The sequence below is a fragment of the Streptomyces anulatus genome (genome assembly GCF_014650675.1).
Classification (GTDB): Bacteria; Actinomycetota; Actinomycetes; order Streptomycetales; family Streptomycetaceae; genus Streptomyces; species Streptomyces anulatus.
In genome coordinates this window covers 427,579-445,448 of record NZ_BMVK01000002.1, presented here as the reverse complement: position 1 = coordinate 445,448, position 17,870 = coordinate 427,579, and the positions used below count along the sequence as shown (strand labels likewise).

General features: G+C 71.2%; 16 protein-coding genes and 2 tRNA genes. 11 read left to right on the top strand and 7 right to left on the bottom strand.

What is annotated here, in order from left to right; translation table 11 throughout:
- The first annotated feature begins 28 nt into the window (after nucleotides 1-28).
- The 4 genes from IE272_RS06710 to IE272_RS06695 all read left to right on the top strand — a co-directional run bounded on the left by IE272_RS06710 (nucleotide 29) and on the right by IE272_RS06695 (nucleotide 5,625).
- Nucleotides 29-3,064: a UPF0182 family protein gene (locus IE272_RS06710; protein ID WP_050360518.1), complete on the top strand. Its 3,036-nt coding sequence runs from the start codon at nucleotides 29-31 to the stop codon at nucleotides 3,062-3,064.
- 42 nt (nucleotides 3,065-3,106) lie between these two features.
- Nucleotides 3,107-3,180 (top strand) — tRNA-Met (locus IE272_RS06705).
- Between the two features lie 225 nt (nucleotides 3,181-3,405).
- Nucleotides 3,406-5,478 carry a tetratricopeptide repeat protein gene (locus tag IE272_RS06700; protein WP_056700685.1) on the top strand — a complete coding sequence of 691 codons (2,073 nt, stop codon included), beginning with the start codon at nucleotides 3,406-3,408 and terminating at the stop codon, nucleotides 5,476-5,478.
- A 73-nt stretch (nucleotides 5,479-5,551) separates the two neighbouring features.
- A tRNA-Met gene (locus IE272_RS06695) sits at nucleotides 5,552-5,625 on the top strand.
- Between the two features lie 102 nt (nucleotides 5,626-5,727).
- Here IE272_RS06695 and IE272_RS06690 read toward each other — a convergent pair.
- Nucleotides 5,728-6,147, bottom strand: a complete 420-nt coding sequence (locus IE272_RS06690) for a Fur family transcriptional regulator (RefSeq protein WP_073740051.1) — start codon at nucleotides 6,145-6,147, stop codon at nucleotides 5,728-5,730.
- 187 nt (nucleotides 6,148-6,334) lie between these two features.
- Here IE272_RS06690 and IE272_RS06685 point away from each other — a divergent pair, with 187 nt between their 5' ends.
- Nucleotides 6,335-7,804, top strand: a complete 1,470-nt coding sequence (locus tag IE272_RS06685; protein WP_190006449.1) for a catalase — start codon at nucleotides 6,335-6,337, stop codon at nucleotides 7,802-7,804.
- Nucleotides 7,805-7,882: 78 nt separating this feature from the next.
- Here the strand turns inward: IE272_RS06685 and IE272_RS06680 are convergent, their stop codons facing one another.
- Both IE272_RS06680 and hisN read right to left on the bottom strand, forming a co-directional pair.
- Nucleotides 7,883-8,281, bottom strand: coding sequence for a CBS domain-containing protein (locus IE272_RS06680; protein WP_032794084.1), 399 nt, complete (start codon nucleotides 8,279-8,281; stop codon nucleotides 7,883-7,885).
- Between the two features lie 200 nt (nucleotides 8,282-8,481).
- Entirely contained in the window at nucleotides 8,482-9,282 is an 801-nt protein-coding gene (gene hisN / locus IE272_RS06675; RefSeq protein WP_050360514.1) for a histidinol-phosphatase, read from the bottom strand.
- Between the two features lie 123 nt (nucleotides 9,283-9,405).
- On the opposite strand from hisN, the gene IE272_RS06670 reads away from it, so the two are divergent.
- On the top strand, nucleotides 9,406-10,059 hold the full coding sequence (locus IE272_RS06670; RefSeq protein ID WP_190006448.1) for a TetR/AcrR family transcriptional regulator: 654 nt from the start codon (nucleotides 9,406-9,408) through the stop codon (nucleotides 10,057-10,059).
- Here the strand turns inward: IE272_RS06670 and IE272_RS06665 are convergent.
- The 4 genes from IE272_RS06665 to IE272_RS06650 all read right to left on the bottom strand — a co-directional run bounded on the left by IE272_RS06665 (nucleotide 10,016) and on the right by IE272_RS06650 (nucleotide 13,651).
- Nucleotides 10,016-10,339 carry a DMT family transporter gene (locus IE272_RS06665; RefSeq protein WP_030087230.1) on the bottom strand — a complete coding sequence of 108 codons (324 nt, stop codon included), beginning with the start codon at nucleotides 10,337-10,339 and terminating at the stop codon, nucleotides 10,016-10,018. The two genes, IE272_RS06670 and IE272_RS06665, sit on opposite strands and share 44 nt — an antisense overlap.
- A gap of 121 nt (nucleotides 10,340-10,460) precedes the next feature.
- Nucleotides 10,461-11,477 (bottom strand): ribosome small subunit-dependent GTPase A, encoded by a 1,017-nt coding sequence (rsgA, locus tag IE272_RS06660; RefSeq protein ID WP_007458143.1) that lies wholly within the window; start codon nucleotides 11,475-11,477, stop codon nucleotides 10,461-10,463.
- 3 nt (nucleotides 11,478-11,480) lie between these two features.
- Nucleotides 11,481-12,833, bottom strand: a complete 1,353-nt coding sequence (gene aroA / locus IE272_RS06655) for a 3-phosphoshikimate 1-carboxyvinyltransferase (protein ID WP_050360512.1) — start codon at nucleotides 12,831-12,833, stop codon at nucleotides 11,481-11,483.
- A 104-nt stretch (nucleotides 12,834-12,937) separates the two neighbouring features.
- Nucleotides 12,938-13,651, bottom strand: coding sequence for a M50 family metallopeptidase (locus tag IE272_RS06650; RefSeq protein WP_057665688.1), 714 nt, complete (start codon nucleotides 13,649-13,651; stop codon nucleotides 12,938-12,940).
- Nucleotides 13,652-13,704: 53 nt separating this feature from the next.
- Here IE272_RS06650 and IE272_RS06645 point away from each other — a divergent pair, with 53 nt between their 5' ends.
- The 5 genes from IE272_RS06645 to IE272_RS06625 all read left to right on the top strand — a co-directional run bounded on the left by IE272_RS06645 (nucleotide 13,705) and on the right by IE272_RS06625 (nucleotide 17,795).
- Nucleotides 13,705-14,520: an SOS response-associated peptidase gene (locus tag IE272_RS06645; RefSeq protein ID WP_050360510.1), complete on the top strand. Its 816-nt coding sequence runs from the start codon at nucleotides 13,705-13,707 to the stop codon at nucleotides 14,518-14,520.
- Between the two features lie 43 nt (nucleotides 14,521-14,563).
- Complete coding sequence (locus IE272_RS06640; protein WP_056700679.1) at nucleotides 14,564-15,205, top strand: alpha/beta hydrolase family protein; 642 nt, start codon at nucleotides 14,564-14,566, stop codon at nucleotides 15,203-15,205.
- Nucleotides 15,206-15,528: 323 nt separating this feature from the next.
- Complete coding sequence (locus IE272_RS06635; protein WP_007458152.1) at nucleotides 15,529-16,185, top strand: sigma-70 family RNA polymerase sigma factor; 657 nt, start codon at nucleotides 15,529-15,531, stop codon at nucleotides 16,183-16,185.
- On the top strand, nucleotides 16,182-16,502 hold the full coding sequence (gene rsrA / locus IE272_RS06630; RefSeq protein ID WP_007458154.1) for a mycothiol system anti-sigma-R factor: 321 nt from the start codon (nucleotides 16,182-16,184) through the stop codon (nucleotides 16,500-16,502). Before IE272_RS06635 ends, rsrA begins: the two co-directional genes overlap by 4 nt.
- Before the next feature lie 297 nt (nucleotides 16,503-16,799).
- Entirely contained in the window at nucleotides 16,800-17,795 is a 996-nt protein-coding gene (locus IE272_RS06625) for a tetratricopeptide repeat protein (protein WP_018959149.1), read from the top strand.
- Nucleotides 17,796-17,870: the final 75 nt, after the last annotated feature.

Below are 17,870 nucleotides of genomic sequence, written 5' to 3'. Positions count from 1 at the left end.
CTACGAGGTGCGCACGTTGGCTTTCCAGATGCCGGACCGCGGCGGAGGCCCGACCGGGCCACGGATCAGAGTCGGCCGCCCGTCCCGGCGCGCCCGTACCCTGCTCATGACTTTGGGTGTCCTGGCGGTTCTCGCCATGGCCTTCGTCATGTTCGCCGGGTTCTGGACGGACTGGCTCTGGTACAGGTCGGTCGCGTATTCATCCGTCTTCACCACCACCCTGTGGACCAAGATCGGGCTGTTCCTCGTCTTCGGACTGCTGATGGCGATCGCCATCGGTGTGAACATCTGGCTCGCGCACCGGCTCAGGCCGCCGCTGAGCGCGATGTCGCTGGAGCAGCAGAGCCTGGACCGCTACCGGATGAGCATCGCCCCCTACAAGAAGTGGGTGCTGCTCGCCGTCACGGCTCTCGTCGCACTGATCGGCGGAGCTTCCGCCTCCGGCCAGTGGCGCACATGGCTGCTGTACGTCAACGGCGTGCCGTTCGGCCAGAAGGACCCCCAGTTCCAGCTGGACGTCGCCTTCTTCGCCTTCGACCTGCCGTGGTACCGCTTCCTGCTGGGCTTCGGCTTCGCGGCGACCGTGCTCTCGCTGATCGCCGCCGCGCTGACCCACTATCTGTACGGCGGGCTGCGCATCACCAGCCCCGGCGCCCGTGCCACCGGGGCGGCCACCGGCCACCTCTCGGTGCTGCTCGGCATCTTCGTCTCCCTGAAGGCCGTGGCGTACTGGCTCGACCGGTACGGGCTGGCGGTGAAGTCCAGTGACTTCAAGGCCGCGGACAACTGGACGGGCCTGCGGTACGTCGACGCCAACGCCTACCTCCCGGCGAAGACGATCCTGTTCTGCATCGCGGCCATCTGCGCCGTGCTGTTCTTCGCGACGCTGTGGCGCCGCACCTGGCAGCTCCCGGTCATCGGCTTCGGCCTGATGGTGCTCTCGGCGATCCTGATCGGCGGGCTCTACCCGGCGATCGTGCAGAAGTTCCAGGTCCAGCCGAACGAGCAGGCCAAGGAAGCCGAGTTCATCCAGAAGAACATCAATGCCACGCGCGACGCGTACGACATCGATGACGCCCAGGTGGACGACTACGAGGGCCAGGCGACGACGGAGGACGACAGCAAGCTGCGGGCGGCGGCCAACACGGCCGCCAGTTACCGGGTGATGGACCCCAACGTCGTCTCCCCGGCCTTCCAGCAGCTCCAGCAGCGGAGGAACTACTACCAGTTCCCCAAGACGCTGGACGTCGACCGCTACAAGGACGAGGACGGCAAGGAGCAGGACACCGTCATCGGTCTGCGTGAGCTGAACATCCAGGGCCTGCCCAAGCGGAACTGGATCAACGACCACTTCACGTACACCCACGGCTACGGCGCCATCGCGGCCCGGGGCACGACCACCGGGACGAACCCGACGGGGTCCCCGGACTTCACCGAGTCGGGGCTGCCCTCCACCGGTGAGTTCGGCAAGTACGAGCAGCGGATCTACTACGGCGAGAAGACCGAGCAGTACTCCATCGTCGGCGGGCCCCAGAAGGAGCTCGACTACGAGGAGGACGGCGAGAAGACCACCAGCTACAAGGGCGACAGCGGGGTCAGTCTCTCCAACACCTTCAACCGTGCCGCGTACGCGGTCTCCTTCAGCGAGCCGCAGATCATGTACTCGGGAGCCATCGGTGAGGGCTCGCGGATCCTGTACAACCGCACGCCCAAGGAGCGCGTCGAGGCGGTCGCCCCGTGGCTGACCATCGACGGCGACGCCTACCCGGCGGTCGTCGACGGCCGGATCCAGTGGATCGTCGACGCGTACACCACGAGCAACGGCTACCCGTACGCGTCCCGGACCACGCTCGGTGACACCACGGCCGACTCGCTGACCACCAACCAGCGCGCGGTCGTCGCCCAGCAGAACCAGGTCAACTACATCCGCAACTCGGTGAAGGCCACCGTCGACGCCTATGACGGCAAGGTCAAGCTCTACGAGTGGGACACCAAGGACCCGGTCCTCAAGACCTGGCGCAAGGCGTTCCCGGGGACGGTCGAGTCCCGCGGTGAGATCCCGCAGGAGCTCATGGACCACCTGCGGTATCCGCAGGACCTCTTCAAGGTCCAGCGCGAGCTGCTCACCCGCTATCACGTCGAGGACCCCGCGCAGTTCTACAGCGGCAGTGACGCGTGGCAGGTGCCGGACGACCCGACCAACAAGGAGCCGGGTTCCGTTCCGCCGTACTACCTGAGCATGAAGATGCCGGGCCAGGAAGCGCAGCAGTTCTCGCTGACCACCACGTTCACTCCCAGAGGACGCCCCAACCTGGGTGCCTTCATGGCGGTGAACGCGGACGCGGCCAGCAAGGACTACGGCGAGATGCGGCTGTTGCGGGTCACCTCCACGGTGAAGGGCCCCGGCCAGGTACAGAGTGAGCTCAACGGCAACGACGACGTCGCCGAGTTCGTGAGAAACCTCAAGGGCACCGACTCGGACATCGAGTACGGAAACCTGCTGACGGTTCCGCTGGAGGGCGGCTTCCTCTACATCGAGCCGGTCTACACACGCGGTGGCAACCAGAACTACCCGCTGCTGCGCAAGGTGGCCGCTTCGTACGGTTCGAAGATCGTCTTCGAGAACAGCCTCGGGGAGGCGCTCAACGCCGTCTTCGGGGTCGAGGACGACGGGGCCACGACGCCGCCCGATCCCAGTGAGCCGCCGGGCGAGACCGATGAGCCCCCGGCCACCGGCAGCGCAGCGCTCAAGAAGGCCATCGCGGACGCCCAGAAGGCGTACTCCGACGGTGAGAAGGCGCTGCAGGAGCAGGACTGGCCGGCCTACGGCAAGGCCCAGGAGGCTCTTCAGGACGCTCTGGAGCGAGCCGCCGCCGCGCAGCCCAAGGCGGGCAGCGAGGGGGACAAGGCCGACGGAGCCGAGAAGCCGGCGGGCGACGCCAAGCCGGACAGCTCGGCCGAGCCCGCGAGCGCCGACAAACCGGCGGACGCGGACAAGGCGGATCCGGCGAGGAAGCCGGATGCGGCCGAAGGGGCCGAGAAGGGCTCCGACCAGGGCAGCTGAGAAGAGTCCACCCCGCGTCGTGGTACGGTTTGAACACAACGACGCGGGGTGGAGCAGCTCGGTAGCTCGCTGGGCTCATAACCCAGAGGTCGCAGGTTCAAATCCTGTCCCCGCTACTGAAAAGACGAAGGCCCGGATCCCAAGGGATCCGGGCCTTCGTCGTGCCTGTTGGCGTGCAGGCCGTGTCGGTCCCAAGCTGTGGGCGTGAAGTGCGGTTCGCTGGGCAGCAGTTGCTTCCGGACGTGTTTGACTTGTCTCCCTGTGGGCATGTCGACAAAACGCTGTAGTGACCTCACTGGCCGCGATATACCAGGTGTACGCGGGTTACAGGTGGTGCGACGATGGTATTTATGGGGGACAGGGCAACTCTGTTGGAGACAGGGCGGTTTGTGCAGCAGCGCGGCCAAGATGCTGAAAGCGCGGTAGACGCGGCTTTCGCCGCTGCCATCGCCGGGACGGGCGCACCGGTCCAGCGGACCGGCGCCATCGACGCGAGCGCCGCGGTGAGCACGTCCGACGAGGACACCACGGACGCGGTCGACGCCGCGGACAGCGCCGAGAGCGAGGCGCGTCACCGGCGCGCCGCCGACGCGGGGGACACCGCGTCCATGAGCGTCCTGGGCGCGCTGCTGCTGCGCCGGGGGGAGCTGGACGGCGCCGAGCGGTATCTGCGCGCCGCCACCGCCGACGGGGACCGGGCCGCCGCGAACAACCTGGGCGTCCTGCTGCACCAGCGCGGCTACCCGGACGAGGCCGCCGGCTGGTGGCGCATCGCCGCCGTGGCCGGCTCCGCCGCCGCCGCGCACGCGCTCGGCCGGCACTTCCGCGAGCGCGGCGACGAGCCCGGCGCGGAGTACTGGCTGCGCCAGTCCGCCGAGCAGGGCCACGCGCTGGGCGCGTACGCGCTGGCCGACCTGCTGGAGCACCGCAGCGACGTCGGCGCCGAGCGCTGGCTGCGCGCCGCCGCCGAACAGGGGCACCGTGAGGCCGCCTACCGGCTGGCCCGCGCCCTGGAGCGGAAGACCGTCGAGGACCCGCACGACGCCTTCGGCCTGGGCCGGGGCGCCGGTTCCGGGCGAACCGGAACGGGCCTCGGCCTTCCCGGCGGCCCGCCCGCACCCGCCCAGGACGTACGCGCGACGGGTCCCGCGGGAGCCAGGAGCGCGGCCGACGGCGACAGCCCCGTGGCGGGACCCGCCGCCGGCCGGGTCGGCGAGGCCGAGCAGTGGTACCGCCAGGCCGCCGCCCGGGGCCACCGGCGTGCCGCCCTGCACCTCGGCGCGATCCTGGAGCAGCGCGGCGAGCTCAAGGAGGCCGGACGCTGGTACCTCACGTCCGCCAAGGACGGCGAGCCGCGCGCCGCCTGCGCGCTGGGCTTCCTGCTGCGCGACGCGGGCGACGAGGAGAGCGCCGCCGTGTGGTGGCTGCGCGCCGCCCAGGACGGCGACGGCAACGCCGCCAACGCGCTCGGCGCGCTGCATGCCGCACGCGGTGAGCAGCAGACCGCCGAGCGCTGGTACCGGGCCGCCATGGACGCGGGCGACGTCAACGGGGCGTACAACCTCGGGCTGCTCTGCGCCGCCCAGGACCGCACTCCGCAGGCCGAGCAGTGGTACCGCCGCGCCGCGTACGCCGGACACCGCGAGGCCGCCAACGCGCTCGCGGTGCTGCTCCTCCAGGCGGGCGACCACACCGGGGCCGAGCCCTGGTTCTCCAAGGCCGCCGAGGCGGGCAGCGTCGACGCGGCCTTCAACCTCGGCATCCTGCACGCCGGACGCGACGAGGACCGTACGGCGCTGGGCTGGTACGAGCGCGCCGCGGCGGCCGGGCACACCGACGCCGCGCTCCAGGTCGGCATGGCCCTGCTGCGCGACGGCGAGGACCGGGAGGCCGAGCGGCACCTGCGCTGCGCCGCGGGCGGCGGCAGCGCCGAGGCCGCGTTCCGGCTGGCCGGGGTGCTGGACGCACGCCAGCCGCCGCCGGGACCGCCCGCGCTGGGCGAGCCGATGCCGGAGAAGACCGAGTGCGAGGAGTGGTACGAGCGGGCCGCCCAGCAGGGCCACCGCCGCGCCCAGGTCCGGGTCGGCATGCTCGCCGCCGCCCGCGGGGACGTGGAGAGCGCCGCCCACTGGTACCGGGAGGCCGCCGAGGCGGGCAGCCGCAACGGGGCCTTCAACCTCGGGCTGCTGCTGGCCCGCGAGGGCAGCGAGCGCGAGGCCGCCCTGTGGTGGAGCCGTGCGGCCGCCGCCGGACACGGCCGTGCCGCACTGCGCCTGGCGCTCCTCGCCGCGCGTCGGGGCGAGCTGACCGAGGGGCAGCGCTGGTGCGCGCGAGCGGTGGAGCTGGGCCCGGCCGAGGTGGCCGAGCGGGCTGCGCGGCTGCGCGAGGCGCTGCACCAGGAGCTGACCGCGTAACCCTGCCGGGCCCACGGGCGGCGTGAATGAATTTGCGCCGCCCGACCCGCTGACGTAATGTTGCATTCACCGACGCGGGGTGGAGCAGCTCGGTAGCTCGCTGGGCTCATAACCCAGAGGTCGCAGGTTCAAATCCTGTCCCCGCTACTGAAAAGACGAAGGCCCGGATCCCTTGGGATCCGGGCCTTCGTCATGTCCGCGGACGCGACGGCCGCGAGCCCGCCCGGAGGCGGGCCCGACGTGGCCGGGTCAGGCGGTGGCGGCGCAGTTCGGGCAGATGCCCCGGTACGTCACCTCGACGCCGGAGACCATGAAGCCGTAGCGCTCGTCCGCCGGCAGGTCCGCCAGCGGGTTGCCCGCGGGATGCACGTCCCTGATGGCACCGCACCGGGCGCACACCAGGTGGTGGTGCGGGTGGTGCGCGTTCGGGTCGTAGCGCTTGGCCCGGCGGTCGGTGGAGACCTCCAGCACCTCACCGAGGGACACCATCTCGCCGAGGGTGTTGTAGACGGTGGCGCGCGAGATCTCGGGCAGCCGGGAAACGGCCCTCGCGTGGACCTCGTCCGCCGTCAGGTGTACGTGGTCCCCGTCGAGGACCTCGGCCACGACACGCCGCTGCGCCGTCATGCGCCAGCCGCGTCCACGAAGTCGTTCCAGCAGGTCGCTCATGAAGCCCAGCCTAACAGTGGGGGAACCGAGTCCCGATCGGGTGTGACTTTGGATGCTCAGTGACTTTGGATGCCTGCTTGACTTGGACAATGTCCATTGTAGGATCGAGACCGGCATACGCCAAGGGACAGGCTGTGCGGAACATCGGACCGGCGACCGAAGCCGGCCGATCACCGAAGTGCAGGACATGACGCAGGAGGCGCACGTGACGCAGGGACCGCTCACCACGGAGGCCGGCGCGCCGGCCGCCGACAACCAGAACAGCGAGACCGCTGGCGTCGGCGGTCCGGTTCTCGTCCAGGACCAGGCGCTGCTGGAGAAGCTCGCCCACTTCAACCGCGAGCGCATCCCGGAGCGGATCGTGCACGCCCGCGGCGCCGGTGCGTACGGCACCTTCACGCTGACCCGCGACGTCTCGCAGTGGACCCGGGCGAAGTTCCTCTCCGAGGTCGGCAAGCAGACCGAGACCTTCCTGCGCTTCTCCACCGTCGCGGGCAACCTCGGCTCCGCCGACGCCGTGCGCGACCCCCGCGGCTTCGCGCTGAAGTTCTACACCGAAGAGGGCAACTACGACCTCGTCGGCAACAACACCCCGGTGTTCTTCATCAAGGACGCCATCAAGTTCCCCGACTTCATCCACACCCAGAAGCGCGACCCGTACACCGGCTCGCAGGAGGCGGACAACGTCTGGGACTTCTGGGGTCTGTCGCCCGAGTCGACGCACCAGGTGACCTGGCTCTTCGGCGACCGCGGTATTCCGGCCACGCTGCGCCACATGAACGGGTACGGCTCGCACACCTACCAGTGGAACAACGAGGCCGGCGAGGTCTTCTGGGTCAAGTACCACTTCAAGACCGACCAGGGCATCAAGAACCTCACCCAGGACGAGGCCAACAAGCTCGCCGGTGAGGACCCCGACAGCCACCAGCGCGATCTGCGCGAGTCGATCGAGCGCGGCGACTTCCCGTCCTGGACGGTGCAGGTCCAGATCATGCCCGCGGCGGACGCGGCCGGCTACCGCTTCAACCCGTTCGACCTCACCAAGGTGTGGCCGCACGCGGACTACCCGCCGATCGAGATCGGCAAGCTGGAGCTCAACCGCAACCCGGAGAACATCTTCGCCGAGGTCGAGCAGTCGATCTTCAGCCCCGCGCACTTCGTGCCGGGCATCGGCCCGTCCCCGGACAAGATGCTCCAGGGCCGCCTCTTCGCGTACGGCGACGCCCACCGCTACCGCGTCGGCATCAACGCCGACCACCTGCCGGTGAACCGCCCGCACGCCACCGAGGCGCGGACCAACAGCCGGGACGGCTTCCTCTACGACGGTCGTCACAAGGGCGCCAAGAACTACGAGCCGAACAGCTTCGGCGGCCCGTTCCAGACGGACCGCCCGCTGTGGCAGCCCCTGCCCGTCACCGGCCCCACCGGGAACCACGAGGCCCCCGGCCACGCCGAGGACAGCGACTTCGTGCAGGCGGGCGACCTCTACCGGCTCTTCTCCGAGGACGAGAAGGTCCGGCTGATCGAGAATCTCGCCGGGTTCATCGCCAAGGTCTCGCGCGACGACATCGCCGAGCGCGCGATCAACAACTTCCGCCAGGCGGACGGCGACTTCGGCAAGCGGCTGGAAGCCGCGGTCCAGGCCCTTCGCGGCTGACCGGACGCCTGCCGTCGACGGTGGGCCGGATCCCCTCGCGGGGTCCGGCCCATCGGTCTGTCCGGCGTCCGCCGGGCGTCAGCCGGCGGCCGCGACTGTACGCCGTGCGGGTGCCCAGCAACGGATGATGTCGCGCACTGACACGATGCCCACCGGGCCGTCGCCGTCCAGCACGATCAGATGCCGGAACCCTCCGTGCGTCATGGCTTCCGCGGCCTCCTCCAGGGTCCAGACCGGAGCGGCGAACACCACGTCGGTGGTGGTGTGGGCGGACGCGGTCTCCCGGTCGGGGTCGAGCCCCGATCCGACCGCGTCCAGGATGTCGCGCTCGGTGATGATGCCGAGCCCGCAGGTGTCCGGATCATGGACGACAGCTGCCCCGATACGGCGGGCCGACATCAGTCGGGCCGCCTGGCGGAGCGTATGGGTGGGGCCGATGGTGAGGACCACCGTGCTCATGGCGTCACGGACGAGCATGAAACGAGCCACCTCCTCGGCGAGCCGACTCTGTGAGTCGATTCACAAGTTCACAAGTGGGGGGACTCTCAGAGTTGCACCCTTGGGGCGGGTCGACAAGGGGTGGGTGAAGCGCGCCGGAGGGCGCGCGAAAAGCACACAACACGCCCCCGGCACGCCTCGCGGACCGTACGGTTTCGGACAGGCCCGCCAGGGGAGGGTCAGTAGCGCTGGTTGAGATAGCCCAGCAGCTCGTCGTGGAGCGGCCCGTTGGAGGCCGCCGCGTTTCCGCCGCCCGGACCGTCCACCCCGTCCAGCGAGGTGAACCGGCCGCCCGCCTCCTGCACGATGATCGCGGTCGCCGCCATGTCCCACAGCGACAGCTCCGGCTCCGCGCAGATGTCCACGGAACCCTCGGCGACCATCATGTACGGCCAGAAATCCCCGTACCCCCGCGTCCGCCAGCAGGCCCGGGTGAGGTCCAGGAGGCCGTCGAGTCGGCCCTGCTCCTCCCAGCCGGACAGCGAGGAGAACGCGAACGAAGCGTCGGCGATCCGCTCCACCTTGGACACGTGCATCCGGGTCGCGGAGGTGAGGCTGCGGCCGGTGAACGCGCCCGCGCCCTTCGCCGCCCACCAGCGCCGGTTCAGCGCGGGCGCGGAGACCACGCCCATCACCGGCTGGAAGCCGTCCTCCCCGGCCTCCATCAGCGAGATCAGCGTGGCCCACACGGGCACGCCACGCACATAGTTCTTGGTGCCGTCGATCGGGTCGATCACCCAGCGCCTCGGTCCGCTGCCCTCGATCCCGTACTCCTCGCCCAGGATCGCGTCCCTCGGGCGGGCCCGCTGCAGGTGGCCCCGGATCAGCTCCTCGGCGGCCTTGTCGGCCTCGCTCACCGGTGTCATGTCCGGCTTGGTCTCCACCTTCAGGTCGAGAGCCTTGAACCGGTCCATCGTCACCGCGTCGGCGGCGTCCGCCAGTACGTGGGCCAGGCGCAGATCATCGTGGTAGTCGGGCATGCCGTCACAGTATCCAGCGCCGCCGGGCCCGGGCTACAGCGCCCCCGCGCCGCCCGGAACCCTTGACAGCCCCCGGGAGCACGTCAACTCTGAACCGCAGGGACCGGGGCGGGGGAGGCGACGATGCCGACAGCGCGGCAGGCACTGCTGGACGCCGCCCTCCGGGCACTGGACGACGGGCCCTGGCGCACGGTGCGCATGGTCGACGTCGCGACCCTGGCCGGCGTCTCGCGGCAGACCCTCTACAACGAGTTCGGTACCAAGGGCGGACTGGCCGGGGCCCTGCTGCGACGGGCCGCCGACGGCTATCTCGCCGGGGTGGACCGTGCGCTGTCCGCCCCCGCGCCCGACCGCCCGGCCGCCGTCGCGCTCTGGACCGTGCGGGCCGCCCGCCAGGACGCTCTGGTCAAGGCGCTGCTCACGGGGCACTGGGCGGAGGGGCTGCCCCGTCCGGACCGTCGGCCGGACTCCCGGGGGCGTACGGGCGGGAGACCGCCGCCGGCCCCCGGGGAACTGCTCGCTCTCGTACGGGACCGGATGGCGGCCGTGTCGCCCGAGGAGACCGCCGGGCGCTGCGAGATCGCGTTACGCCTCGCGCTGTCCTGTGTGATCGTTCCGGTGCCGGGCGACGACGCCACGGACAGCCGTGCGCTTCACCTCGTCCGGGAGGCGTCACGGACGGCGGGTACGCGACAGGCGGGTGCGGGACAGGCGGGTACGGGGCGGGCGGGTCTCAGTGGGCCGAGCCGGACAGCTGGAGGCCGATCACCCCGATGATCACCAGCGAGATCGACACCAGCTTCAGCGTGGAGACCACGTCACCGAGGAAGATCATGCCGTAGATCGCCGTTCCGGCCGCCCCGATCCCGGTCCACACCGCGTACGCCGGACCGACGTCCAGTTTCCGCAGCGCCAGGGTCAGCAGACCGAAGCTGCCGAGCGCGAACGCTGCGAACGCGATCGTCGGCCAGAGCCGGGTGAATCCGTGCGAGAGCTTCAGACACACGGCGAAGCCGGTCTCCAGCAGTCCTGCGACCACGACCAGCAGCCACGCCATCGTCAGTTGCCTCCCGCATAGGTGACGGCTTCGTCCCGCTCGGTGCGATTATGCCTTTACCAGTCGTTGAAGCCCGCAAACATGCCCGCGCCGCCCCGGCCGATTCCGGCCGGATCCGCCGTCAGTCGCCCTCGCGCCGTTCCCGGGTCGCGAGCAGTCGGTGCAGGGAGTCCAGCCGTGCCGGGTCGGCGTGTCCCTCCGCCACCCAGGCGTTCAGCGCGCACTCGGGCTGGTTCGCGTCGTGGGTGCAGCCGCGCGGGCAGTTCTCGGTGCCCGGCTCCAGGTCCGGGAAGGCGTGGATGACGCGCGACGGGTCGACGTGGTGCAGACCGAAGGACCGCACGCCCGGGGTGTCGACCACCCAGCCCCGGTCGCCGGGCAGCGGCAGCGCGAGGGCCGAGGTGGTGGTGTGCCGCCCCCGGCCGGTGACCGCGTTGACGATGCCCGTGGTCCGCCGTCTGTCCTTCGGCACCAGGGCGTTGACCAGCGTCGTCTTGCCGACCCCGGAGTGCCCGACGAAGGCGGTGACCCGGTCGTTGAGGAACGCGCGCACCCGGTCCGCCGCGTCCCCGCTCTCCAGCTCCTCACGGCTGGTCACGATGTACGGGACGCCGAGCGGGGTGTACGCCTCCAGTAGCTTGTCCGCGGACGCGAGGTCGGACTTGGTCAGCACCAGGAGCGGGGTGAGCCCGCCGTCGTACGCCGCCACCAGACAGCGGTCGATCATGCGCGGGCGGGGCTCCGGGTCGGCCAGGGCGGTGACGATCGCCAGCTGGTCCGCGTTGGCCACGACCACGCGCTCGTACGGGTCGTCGTCGTCCGCCGTACGGCGCAGCACCGTGCGGCGCGGGGCGATGCGCACGATCCGGGCCAGGGTGTCCTTCTCGCCGGAGAGATCGCCGACGATGGAGACGGTGTCGCCCACCACGGCGGCCTTGCGGCCCAGCTCGCGGGCCTTCATCGCCACCACGGTCCGGCCCTCGACGAGGCAGGTGAGCCGGCCCCGGTCGACGGTGAGGACCATGCCGTCCTCGGCGTCCTCGTGCTTGGGCCGGATGTGCGTACGCGGCCGGTTGCCCTTGCGGTTGGGGCGGACGCGGATGTCGTCCTCGTCGGGGTTCTTCCCGTAACGGCGCATCGTCTAGGCCCCGAGCATTCCGGTCCACATGTCCGGGAAGTCCGGCAGGGTCTTGGCGGTCGTGCCCACGTTCTCGATCTCCACGCCCTTCACCGCCAGGCCGATGATCGCCCCGGCGGTGGCCATGCGGTGGTCGTCGTACGTGTGGAAGACGCCGCCGTGCAGCGGGCGCGGGCGGATGTGCAGCCCGTCGGCCGTCTCGGTGACATCGCCGCCCAGTTCGTTGATCTCCTTGGTCAGCGCGGCCAGCCGGTCCGTCTCGTGCAGCCGCAGATGGGCGACGCCGCTCAGCGTGGAGGGGGAGTCGGCCAGCGCCGCGACCGCCGCGATGCCCGGGGTCAGCTCGCCGACCTCGCCGAGGTCCACGTCGATGCCGTGGACACGTCCCGTGCCGGTGAAGGTCAGCCCGCGCTCGGTCAGCTCGCAGCTGCCGCCCATCGCGGTGAAGATCTCGCGCAGCGCGTCGCCCGGCTGGGTGGTGCGCTCGGGCCAGTCGGGGATCGTGACCCGGCCGCCGGTCACCAGGGCGGCGGCCAGGAACGGCTGGGCGTTGGACAGGTCCGGCTCGATCGTCAGGTCCCGGCCGAGCAGGGCGGAGGGGGAGACCCGCCAGACGTTCCGCTCGCCGCCCGTCTCCGGCTCGTCCACCTGGGCGCCGACGGCCCGCAGCATGTCGACGGTCATCCGGATGTGCGGCATCGAGGGGAGCGTGGACCCGGTGTGCCGGACCTCCACGCCCTGGTTGAACCGCGGTCCCGACAGCAGCAGCGCCGAGACGAACTGCGAGGAGGACGAGGCGTCGATCGCCACCGGTCCGCCCTCCAGCGCCCCGCCGCCGTGCACGGTCAGCGGCAGCGCCCCGCGCCCGTCGTCGTCGATCCGTGCGCCGAGCGCCCGCAGCCCCTCGATCACGCCGGTCAGTGGGCGCTCGTAGGAGCGGGGGTCGCCGTCGAAGCGGATCGGGCCGTCGGCGAGCGTGGCGACGGGCGGCAGGAAGCGCATGACCGTGCCGGCGTTGCCGACGTCGACCGAGGCCGGGCCGTGGAGCCCCGCCGGGATGACCCGCCATGCCTCGCCCGAGCTGTCCGGGGAGGCCGCGGCGGACGGGCTGGTGGCGGACGAGGAGGAGACGGTCTCCTCGATCCGGACGCCCATGGCGCGCAGCGCGTCGGCCATGAGCAGGGTGTCGCGGGAGCGCAGCGGGCGGCGCAGCCAGCCCGGCTCGGCGGCCAGCGAGGCCAGCACGAGCGCGCGGTTGGTGACCGATTTGGATCCGGGCACGGTGACGGTCGCGTCGACGGCGCCGCTCGCGTGGGGGGCGGGCCAGAGGGCGGGGTGCACGGAACTCTCGGTCATGGCCCTTACTTTAGTGGCTCCACGCCGACCCGGATCCTGATCAAAAGGGCGGAAACCGGACCGTAGTGAAGGAGTGGCACGGACCGCGGCGGTCCGACCCGCCCTCACCACCCCAGCAGCCACCGCCCGCCGCCGATCAGCGAGCACAGCGACACCGCGTGGAAGAGGAACAGCCACAGCACCGCCGGGGCGTGGGTCAGCCGGGCCAGCTGGTCCGCGTCGGAGTCCGGGGCGCCTCCGTAGCGCCGCTTGGACTGGAGCTCGAACGGCGGCCGCACCCCGCCCAGCAGCAGGAACCACACCACCGCGTACGCGAACGCCGCCTGGACGTCCGAGGAGGCCAGCCAGGACACCAGCAGGAAGGCGGTGCCGGTCAGGATGACGGTGAGGGCACCGTACACATTGCGGATCATCACCAGCATCACCGCGAGCAGGGCCGTCGCCACCCACAGGAGGAGGGTGATCCTGCCGTTGGTCAGGAGCCAGGCGCCGCCCAGGCCCAGCAGCGAGGGGGCCGTGTAGCCCGCCGCCGCCGTGAGGATCATGCCGATCCCCGTCGGCTTGCCGCGGCTCACGGTCAGGCCGCTGGTGTCCGAGTGCAGCCGGATGCCGGAGAGCTGTCGCCCGGTGAGCAGCGCCACCAGGCCGTGGCCGCCCTCGTGCGCGATGGTGATGGTGTTGCGCGCGAGCCGCCATATCGGATTGGGCACGACGGCGATGAGCGCCAGGGTGGCCGTCACCACCACCAGCCACTGCTCGGGAGCGGACTGGGTTCCGGTGACGCGATCCCACAGATCGCCCAATTCGGTGCTGTTCATCGGCCGGGCGACTCCTTGCGGTCGGGGCGGGCGGTCGTGGCAGTCTGGCACTTATGTGCGGACGGTTTGCAGCGAGTCGGAAGCCCGAGGACCTGACCGGACTCTTCGGCGTCGAGAAGTGGGAACCCACCGAGGCCCTGGAGCCGGACTGGAACGTGGCGCCGACCAAAGAGGTCTACGCGATTCTGGAGCGTCCTGTTAAGGACGCCGACGACCGGCGTCCGGTTCGCCAGCTGCGTGCCCTGAAGTGGGGACTCGTACCGTCCTGGTCGAAGACGCCCGAGGGCGCCGCCCGGATGATCAACGCCCGCGCGGAGACCGTGCACGAGAAGCCCTCCTTCCGCCGCGCCTTCGCCCAGCGCCGTTGCATCCTGCCCGCCGACGGCTACTACGAGTGGGTCACCGGCTCGGAGGAACGGCAGCTGGAGGAGAAGAAGGGCAAGAAGCGGGCCCGCAAGCAGCCGTACTTCGTGACCCCCGCCGACGGGTCGGTCTTCGCGATGGCCGGACTGTACGAGTTCTGGCGCGACGCGACACTGCCCGGCGACCACGAGAACGCCTGGTGGGTGACGTGCTCGGTGATCACCACCGAAGCGGAGACCACCCCGCTGGCCGTCGCCCCCGCCGAGGGGCCCGGCGCGCTCGCCGACATCCACCCCCGGATGCCGCTGATGCTCACCCCCGACCGCTGGGACACCTGGCTGGACCCCACGCACACGGGCCTCGACGAGCTCCGCGCGCTGCTGGAGCCGCCGCCCGGCGGGCTGATGCGCGCCTACCCGGTCGCCACCGCCGTCAGCAACGTCCGCAACAACGGTCCCGAACTGCTGGAGGAGCTGGCCGCGCCGGAGGAGTCCACGCTGTTCTGAGCGGCGCACGGGATCCGGGCGGCGCGCGGGGGAGGATGGAGCGGTGAGCCGTCAACCACGTACGCAGAACGTCACCACCGACGCCGGTGAGGCCAGGATCACCTGGGTCGCCTCGCCCGCGCCCCGCCTCGTGCTGGCCGTCGGCCACGGAGCGGGCGGCGGCATCGAGGCCCGCGATCTGAAGGCCCTGGCCGCGGCCCTGCCCGGACACGGCGTCACCGTCGCCCTGGTGGAGCAGCCCTGGCGGGTGGCCGGAAAGAAGGTCGCCCCCGCCCCGAAGACCCTGGACACCGGCTGGCGCGGGCTGTGGCCCGCCCTGGCCGCCCCCGGGCTTCCCGTCGTCTCCGGGGGCCGCAGCGCCGGGGCCCGGGTCGCCTGCCGTACGGCGACGGAGCTGGGCGCGGCCGCCGTCCTCGCGCTCAGCTTCCCGCTGCACCCGCCGGGCAAGCCCGAGAAGTCCCGCGCCGGTGAACTGCTCGGCGCCGGGGTGCCCACCCTGGTGGTGCAGGGCGGCAACGACCCCTTCGGCCGGCCCGACGAGTTTCCGCCCGGTCCGTACGCGCTGGCTGAAGTGCCCCACGGCGACCACGGGTTCGCGGTGCCGAAGAGGTCCGGGGCGACCGAGGAGCAGACGATGCGCGTCGTCACCGACGCGGTGGCCGGGTGGATCGCGTCACTCGGATGACCGGATCCGCCTCGGGGTGACCCGGGCCTCACGCCCGTGGCACAGGCCACGGGAATGCTCCGCCCGGGGGCGCTGTTGTTCGGGACGTCGGTACAGACACGTGGTACCCGGAACAACGTCGAGAGGGAGTCCGTCGCATGGGTTCGACCATCTGCCCCAGCCGCTCGAACGCCGCTGACCTGGAGTGGACCGTGCTGCCTGCGGCGAGGACCAGCCACGAGCGGCCGCAGGGCGGTGCTGATCGACAGCCCGTCTCGAAGCAAGGTCGACTATTCTCCGATGCGAGCGGGTCCGGTTTCGGCTCCGCCACATCGTTGGAGGAGGTGGGTCCGGTCACTGGGACCGACACAGGGACCGACGACGGCCGTGCACCGGAGACGTCCGCCGAGCGCAACGCGCGCTTCGAGCGGGACGCCCTCGGCTTTCTCGACCAGATGTACTCGGCCGCGCTGCGCATGACGCGTAACCCGGCCGATGCCGAGGACCTGGTCCAGGAGACCTACGCCAAGGCGTACGGCTCCTTCCACCAGTTCCGTGAGGGCACCAACCTCAAGGCGTGGATGTACCGCATTCTCACCAACACCTTCATCAACTCGTACCGCAAGAAGCAGCGGGAGCCCCAGCGCAGCGCCGCCGAGGAGATCGAGGACTGGCAGCTGGCACGGGCCGAGTCGCACATGTCGACCGGTCTGCGCTCGGCGGAGTCCCAGGCGCTCGACCATCTCCCGGACTCCGACGTGAAGTCGGCGCTCCAGGCGATTCCCGAGGAGTTCCGCATCGCCGTGTATCTCGCCGATGTCGAGGGCTTTGCCTACAAGGAGATCGCGGACATCATGGGGACTCCCATCGGTACGGTGATGTCCCGGCTGCACCGCGGCCGCCGCCAGCTGCGCGGAATGCTGGAGGACTACGCCCGTGAGCGCGGGCTCGTCGCGGCCGGCGCCGGTGACTCGGACGATCGGAAGGGCTCGGCCTCATGAGCTGCGGAGAGCCGCACGAGACGGATTGCTCGGAGGTCCTCGACCATCTCTACGAGTTTCTCGACCGGGAGATGCCCGAGGGCGACTGCACCAAGTTCGAGGTGCACTTCGAGGAGTGCTCCCCGTGCCTGGAGAAGTACGGCCTCGAACAGGCCGTGAAGAAACTGGTCAAGCGCTGCTGCGGACAGGACGACGTCCCGACCGACCTGCGCTCCAAGGTGATGGGCCGGATCGACCTGATCCGGGCCGGCGAGGCCGTGCCCGAGCAGGATCTGACCGTGCAGGACACCGACCGGTCGGCGACCGCCGCCGAATAGTCACCCGCAGATGCTCTGTCGGATCCCTGGGATCCGGTGGGACGGCCGCTGTGCCCCGATCGACCGGGCGCAGCGGCCCACGCATGTCGGGGGCGCGCTGGAGCCGCACGGGCCCGGCACCGGTCGGGGCCACCGGCCACCGGGGGTGGCGGCGCTGGGACGCGTCCTCGCGCGGGGCGGTCTGACCCCGGCCGGAGCTGGGTAACCCATGGGTAATGAGCGGGCGTCCGGCCGGGCATGGTTGGATGCGAAAGCAGAGCGGATGACGAGGGTGTCCAGTCGGGACAGGCGGGAATCGTGAGGATCTTCGGGAAGGTACGGCATCGGCCGTCCGCCTCTTGGCGGCAGGCCACGGACCGCGCGTTCACGCTGATCGGCGACGGCCGGTACGAGGACGCGGGGGCGCTGCTGACGCGCGCGGCGGATCTGGAGCCCTGGCTCTCGGAGTCCTGGTTCAATCTGGCGCTGCTGCACAAGTTCCGGCACGACTGGGAGCAGGCGAGGGCGGCGGGCCTGCGGGCCGTCGCGCTGCTCGACCGGGAGTCGGGCGCCCCGGACTGGTGGAATGTCGGGATCGCGGCCACCGCCCTCCAGGACTGGCCGCTGGCGCGGCGGGCCTGGCAGGCGTACGGACTGAAGGTTCCCGGCGGCGGGCAGCACAGCGCGGCCACCACCGAGCCGACCGGTATGGAGCTGGGCAGCGCAGCCGTGCGGCTCTCGCCGGAGGGCGAGGCCGAGGTGGTCTGGGGCCGTCGGCTCGACCCGGCCCGGATCGAGGTGCTCTCGATCCCGCTGCCGTCCTCCGGGCGGCGCTGGGGCGAGGTCGTGCTGCACGACGGGGTGCCCAACGGCGAGCGGGTCACCGCGGCCGGGCCCTCGTATCCGGTGTTCGACGAGATCGAGCTGTGGGCCCCCTCGCCGGTGCCGACCTGGGTGGTGCTGCTGGAGGCGGCGACCGAGGACGACCGGGACGCGCTGGAGAAGCTGGCATCGGACGCCGGGTTCGCGGCCGAGGACTGGTCCTCCTCCGTACGGCTGCTGTGCCGGGCGTGCTCGGAGAGCCGGATGGAGAGCGACGAGGGCGACGGGGAGCACCTGGACCCGCACGATCACAGTGAGCCGGGCCACCCCGGGCCGCTGGGCCACCGCACCGCGGGCGCCGGGGACCTGTGGGTCCCGGAGCGCGAATGCGGTCTCGCGGCCCCCGCCGGACTGGTGCGCGGGCTGCTGGACGGCTGGGTCGCCGACAGTCCCGACAGCCGCGAGTGGCGGGATCTCGAAGAAGTCTGCTGACCTGTGCCCGTAGGCTGTACGCGCACCGATCGCGGTGCTGTTCTTCCGAGCGCCCGGGCACCGGGGGCTCTCGGG

Bases quoted from the DNA above. Each gene is read 5' to 3' on its own strand.
- IE272_RS06680 (WP_032794084.1), bottom strand. From the start codon at position 8,281: ATGCTCGTCCGTGACGCCATGAGCACGGTGGTCCTCACCATCGGCCCC.
- aroA (WP_050360512.1), bottom strand. From the start codon at position 12,833: ATGACCGAGAGTTCCGTGCACCCCGCCCTCTGGCCCGCCCCCCACGCG.
- rsrA (WP_007458154.1), top strand. From the start codon at position 16,182: ATGAGCTGCGGAGAGCCGCACGAGACGGATTGCTCGGAGGTCCTCGAC.
- IE272_RS06700 (WP_056700685.1), top strand. From the start codon at position 3,406: ATGGTATTTATGGGGGACAGGGCAACTCTGTTGGAGACAGGGCGGTTT.
- IE272_RS06650 (WP_057665688.1), bottom strand. From the start codon at position 13,651: ATGAACAGCACCGAATTGGGCGATCTGTGGGATCGCGTCACCGGAACC.
- hisN (WP_050360514.1), bottom strand. From the start codon at position 9,282: ATGCCCGACTACCACGATGATCTGCGCCTGGCCCACGTACTGGCGGAC.
- IE272_RS06665 (WP_030087230.1), bottom strand. From the start codon at position 10,339: ATGGCGTGGCTGCTGGTCGTGGTCGCAGGACTGCTGGAGACCGGCTTC.
- IE272_RS06670 (WP_190006448.1), top strand. From the start codon at position 9,406: ATGCCGACAGCGCGGCAGGCACTGCTGGACGCCGCCCTCCGGGCACTG.
- IE272_RS06690 (WP_073740051.1), bottom strand. From the start codon at position 6,147: ATGAGCGACCTGCTGGAACGACTTCGTGGACGCGGCTGGCGCATGACG.
- rsgA (WP_007458143.1), bottom strand. From the start codon at position 11,477: ATGCGCCGTTACGGGAAGAACCCCGACGAGGACGACATCCGCGTCCGC.
- IE272_RS06685 (WP_190006449.1), top strand. From the start codon at position 6,335: ATGACGCAGGAGGCGCACGTGACGCAGGGACCGCTCACCACGGAGGCC.
- IE272_RS06710 (WP_050360518.1), top strand. From the start codon at position 29: ATGCCGGACCGCGGCGGAGGCCCGACCGGGCCACGGATCAGAGTCGGC.
- IE272_RS06645 (WP_050360510.1), top strand. From the start codon at position 13,705: ATGTGCGGACGGTTTGCAGCGAGTCGGAAGCCCGAGGACCTGACCGGA.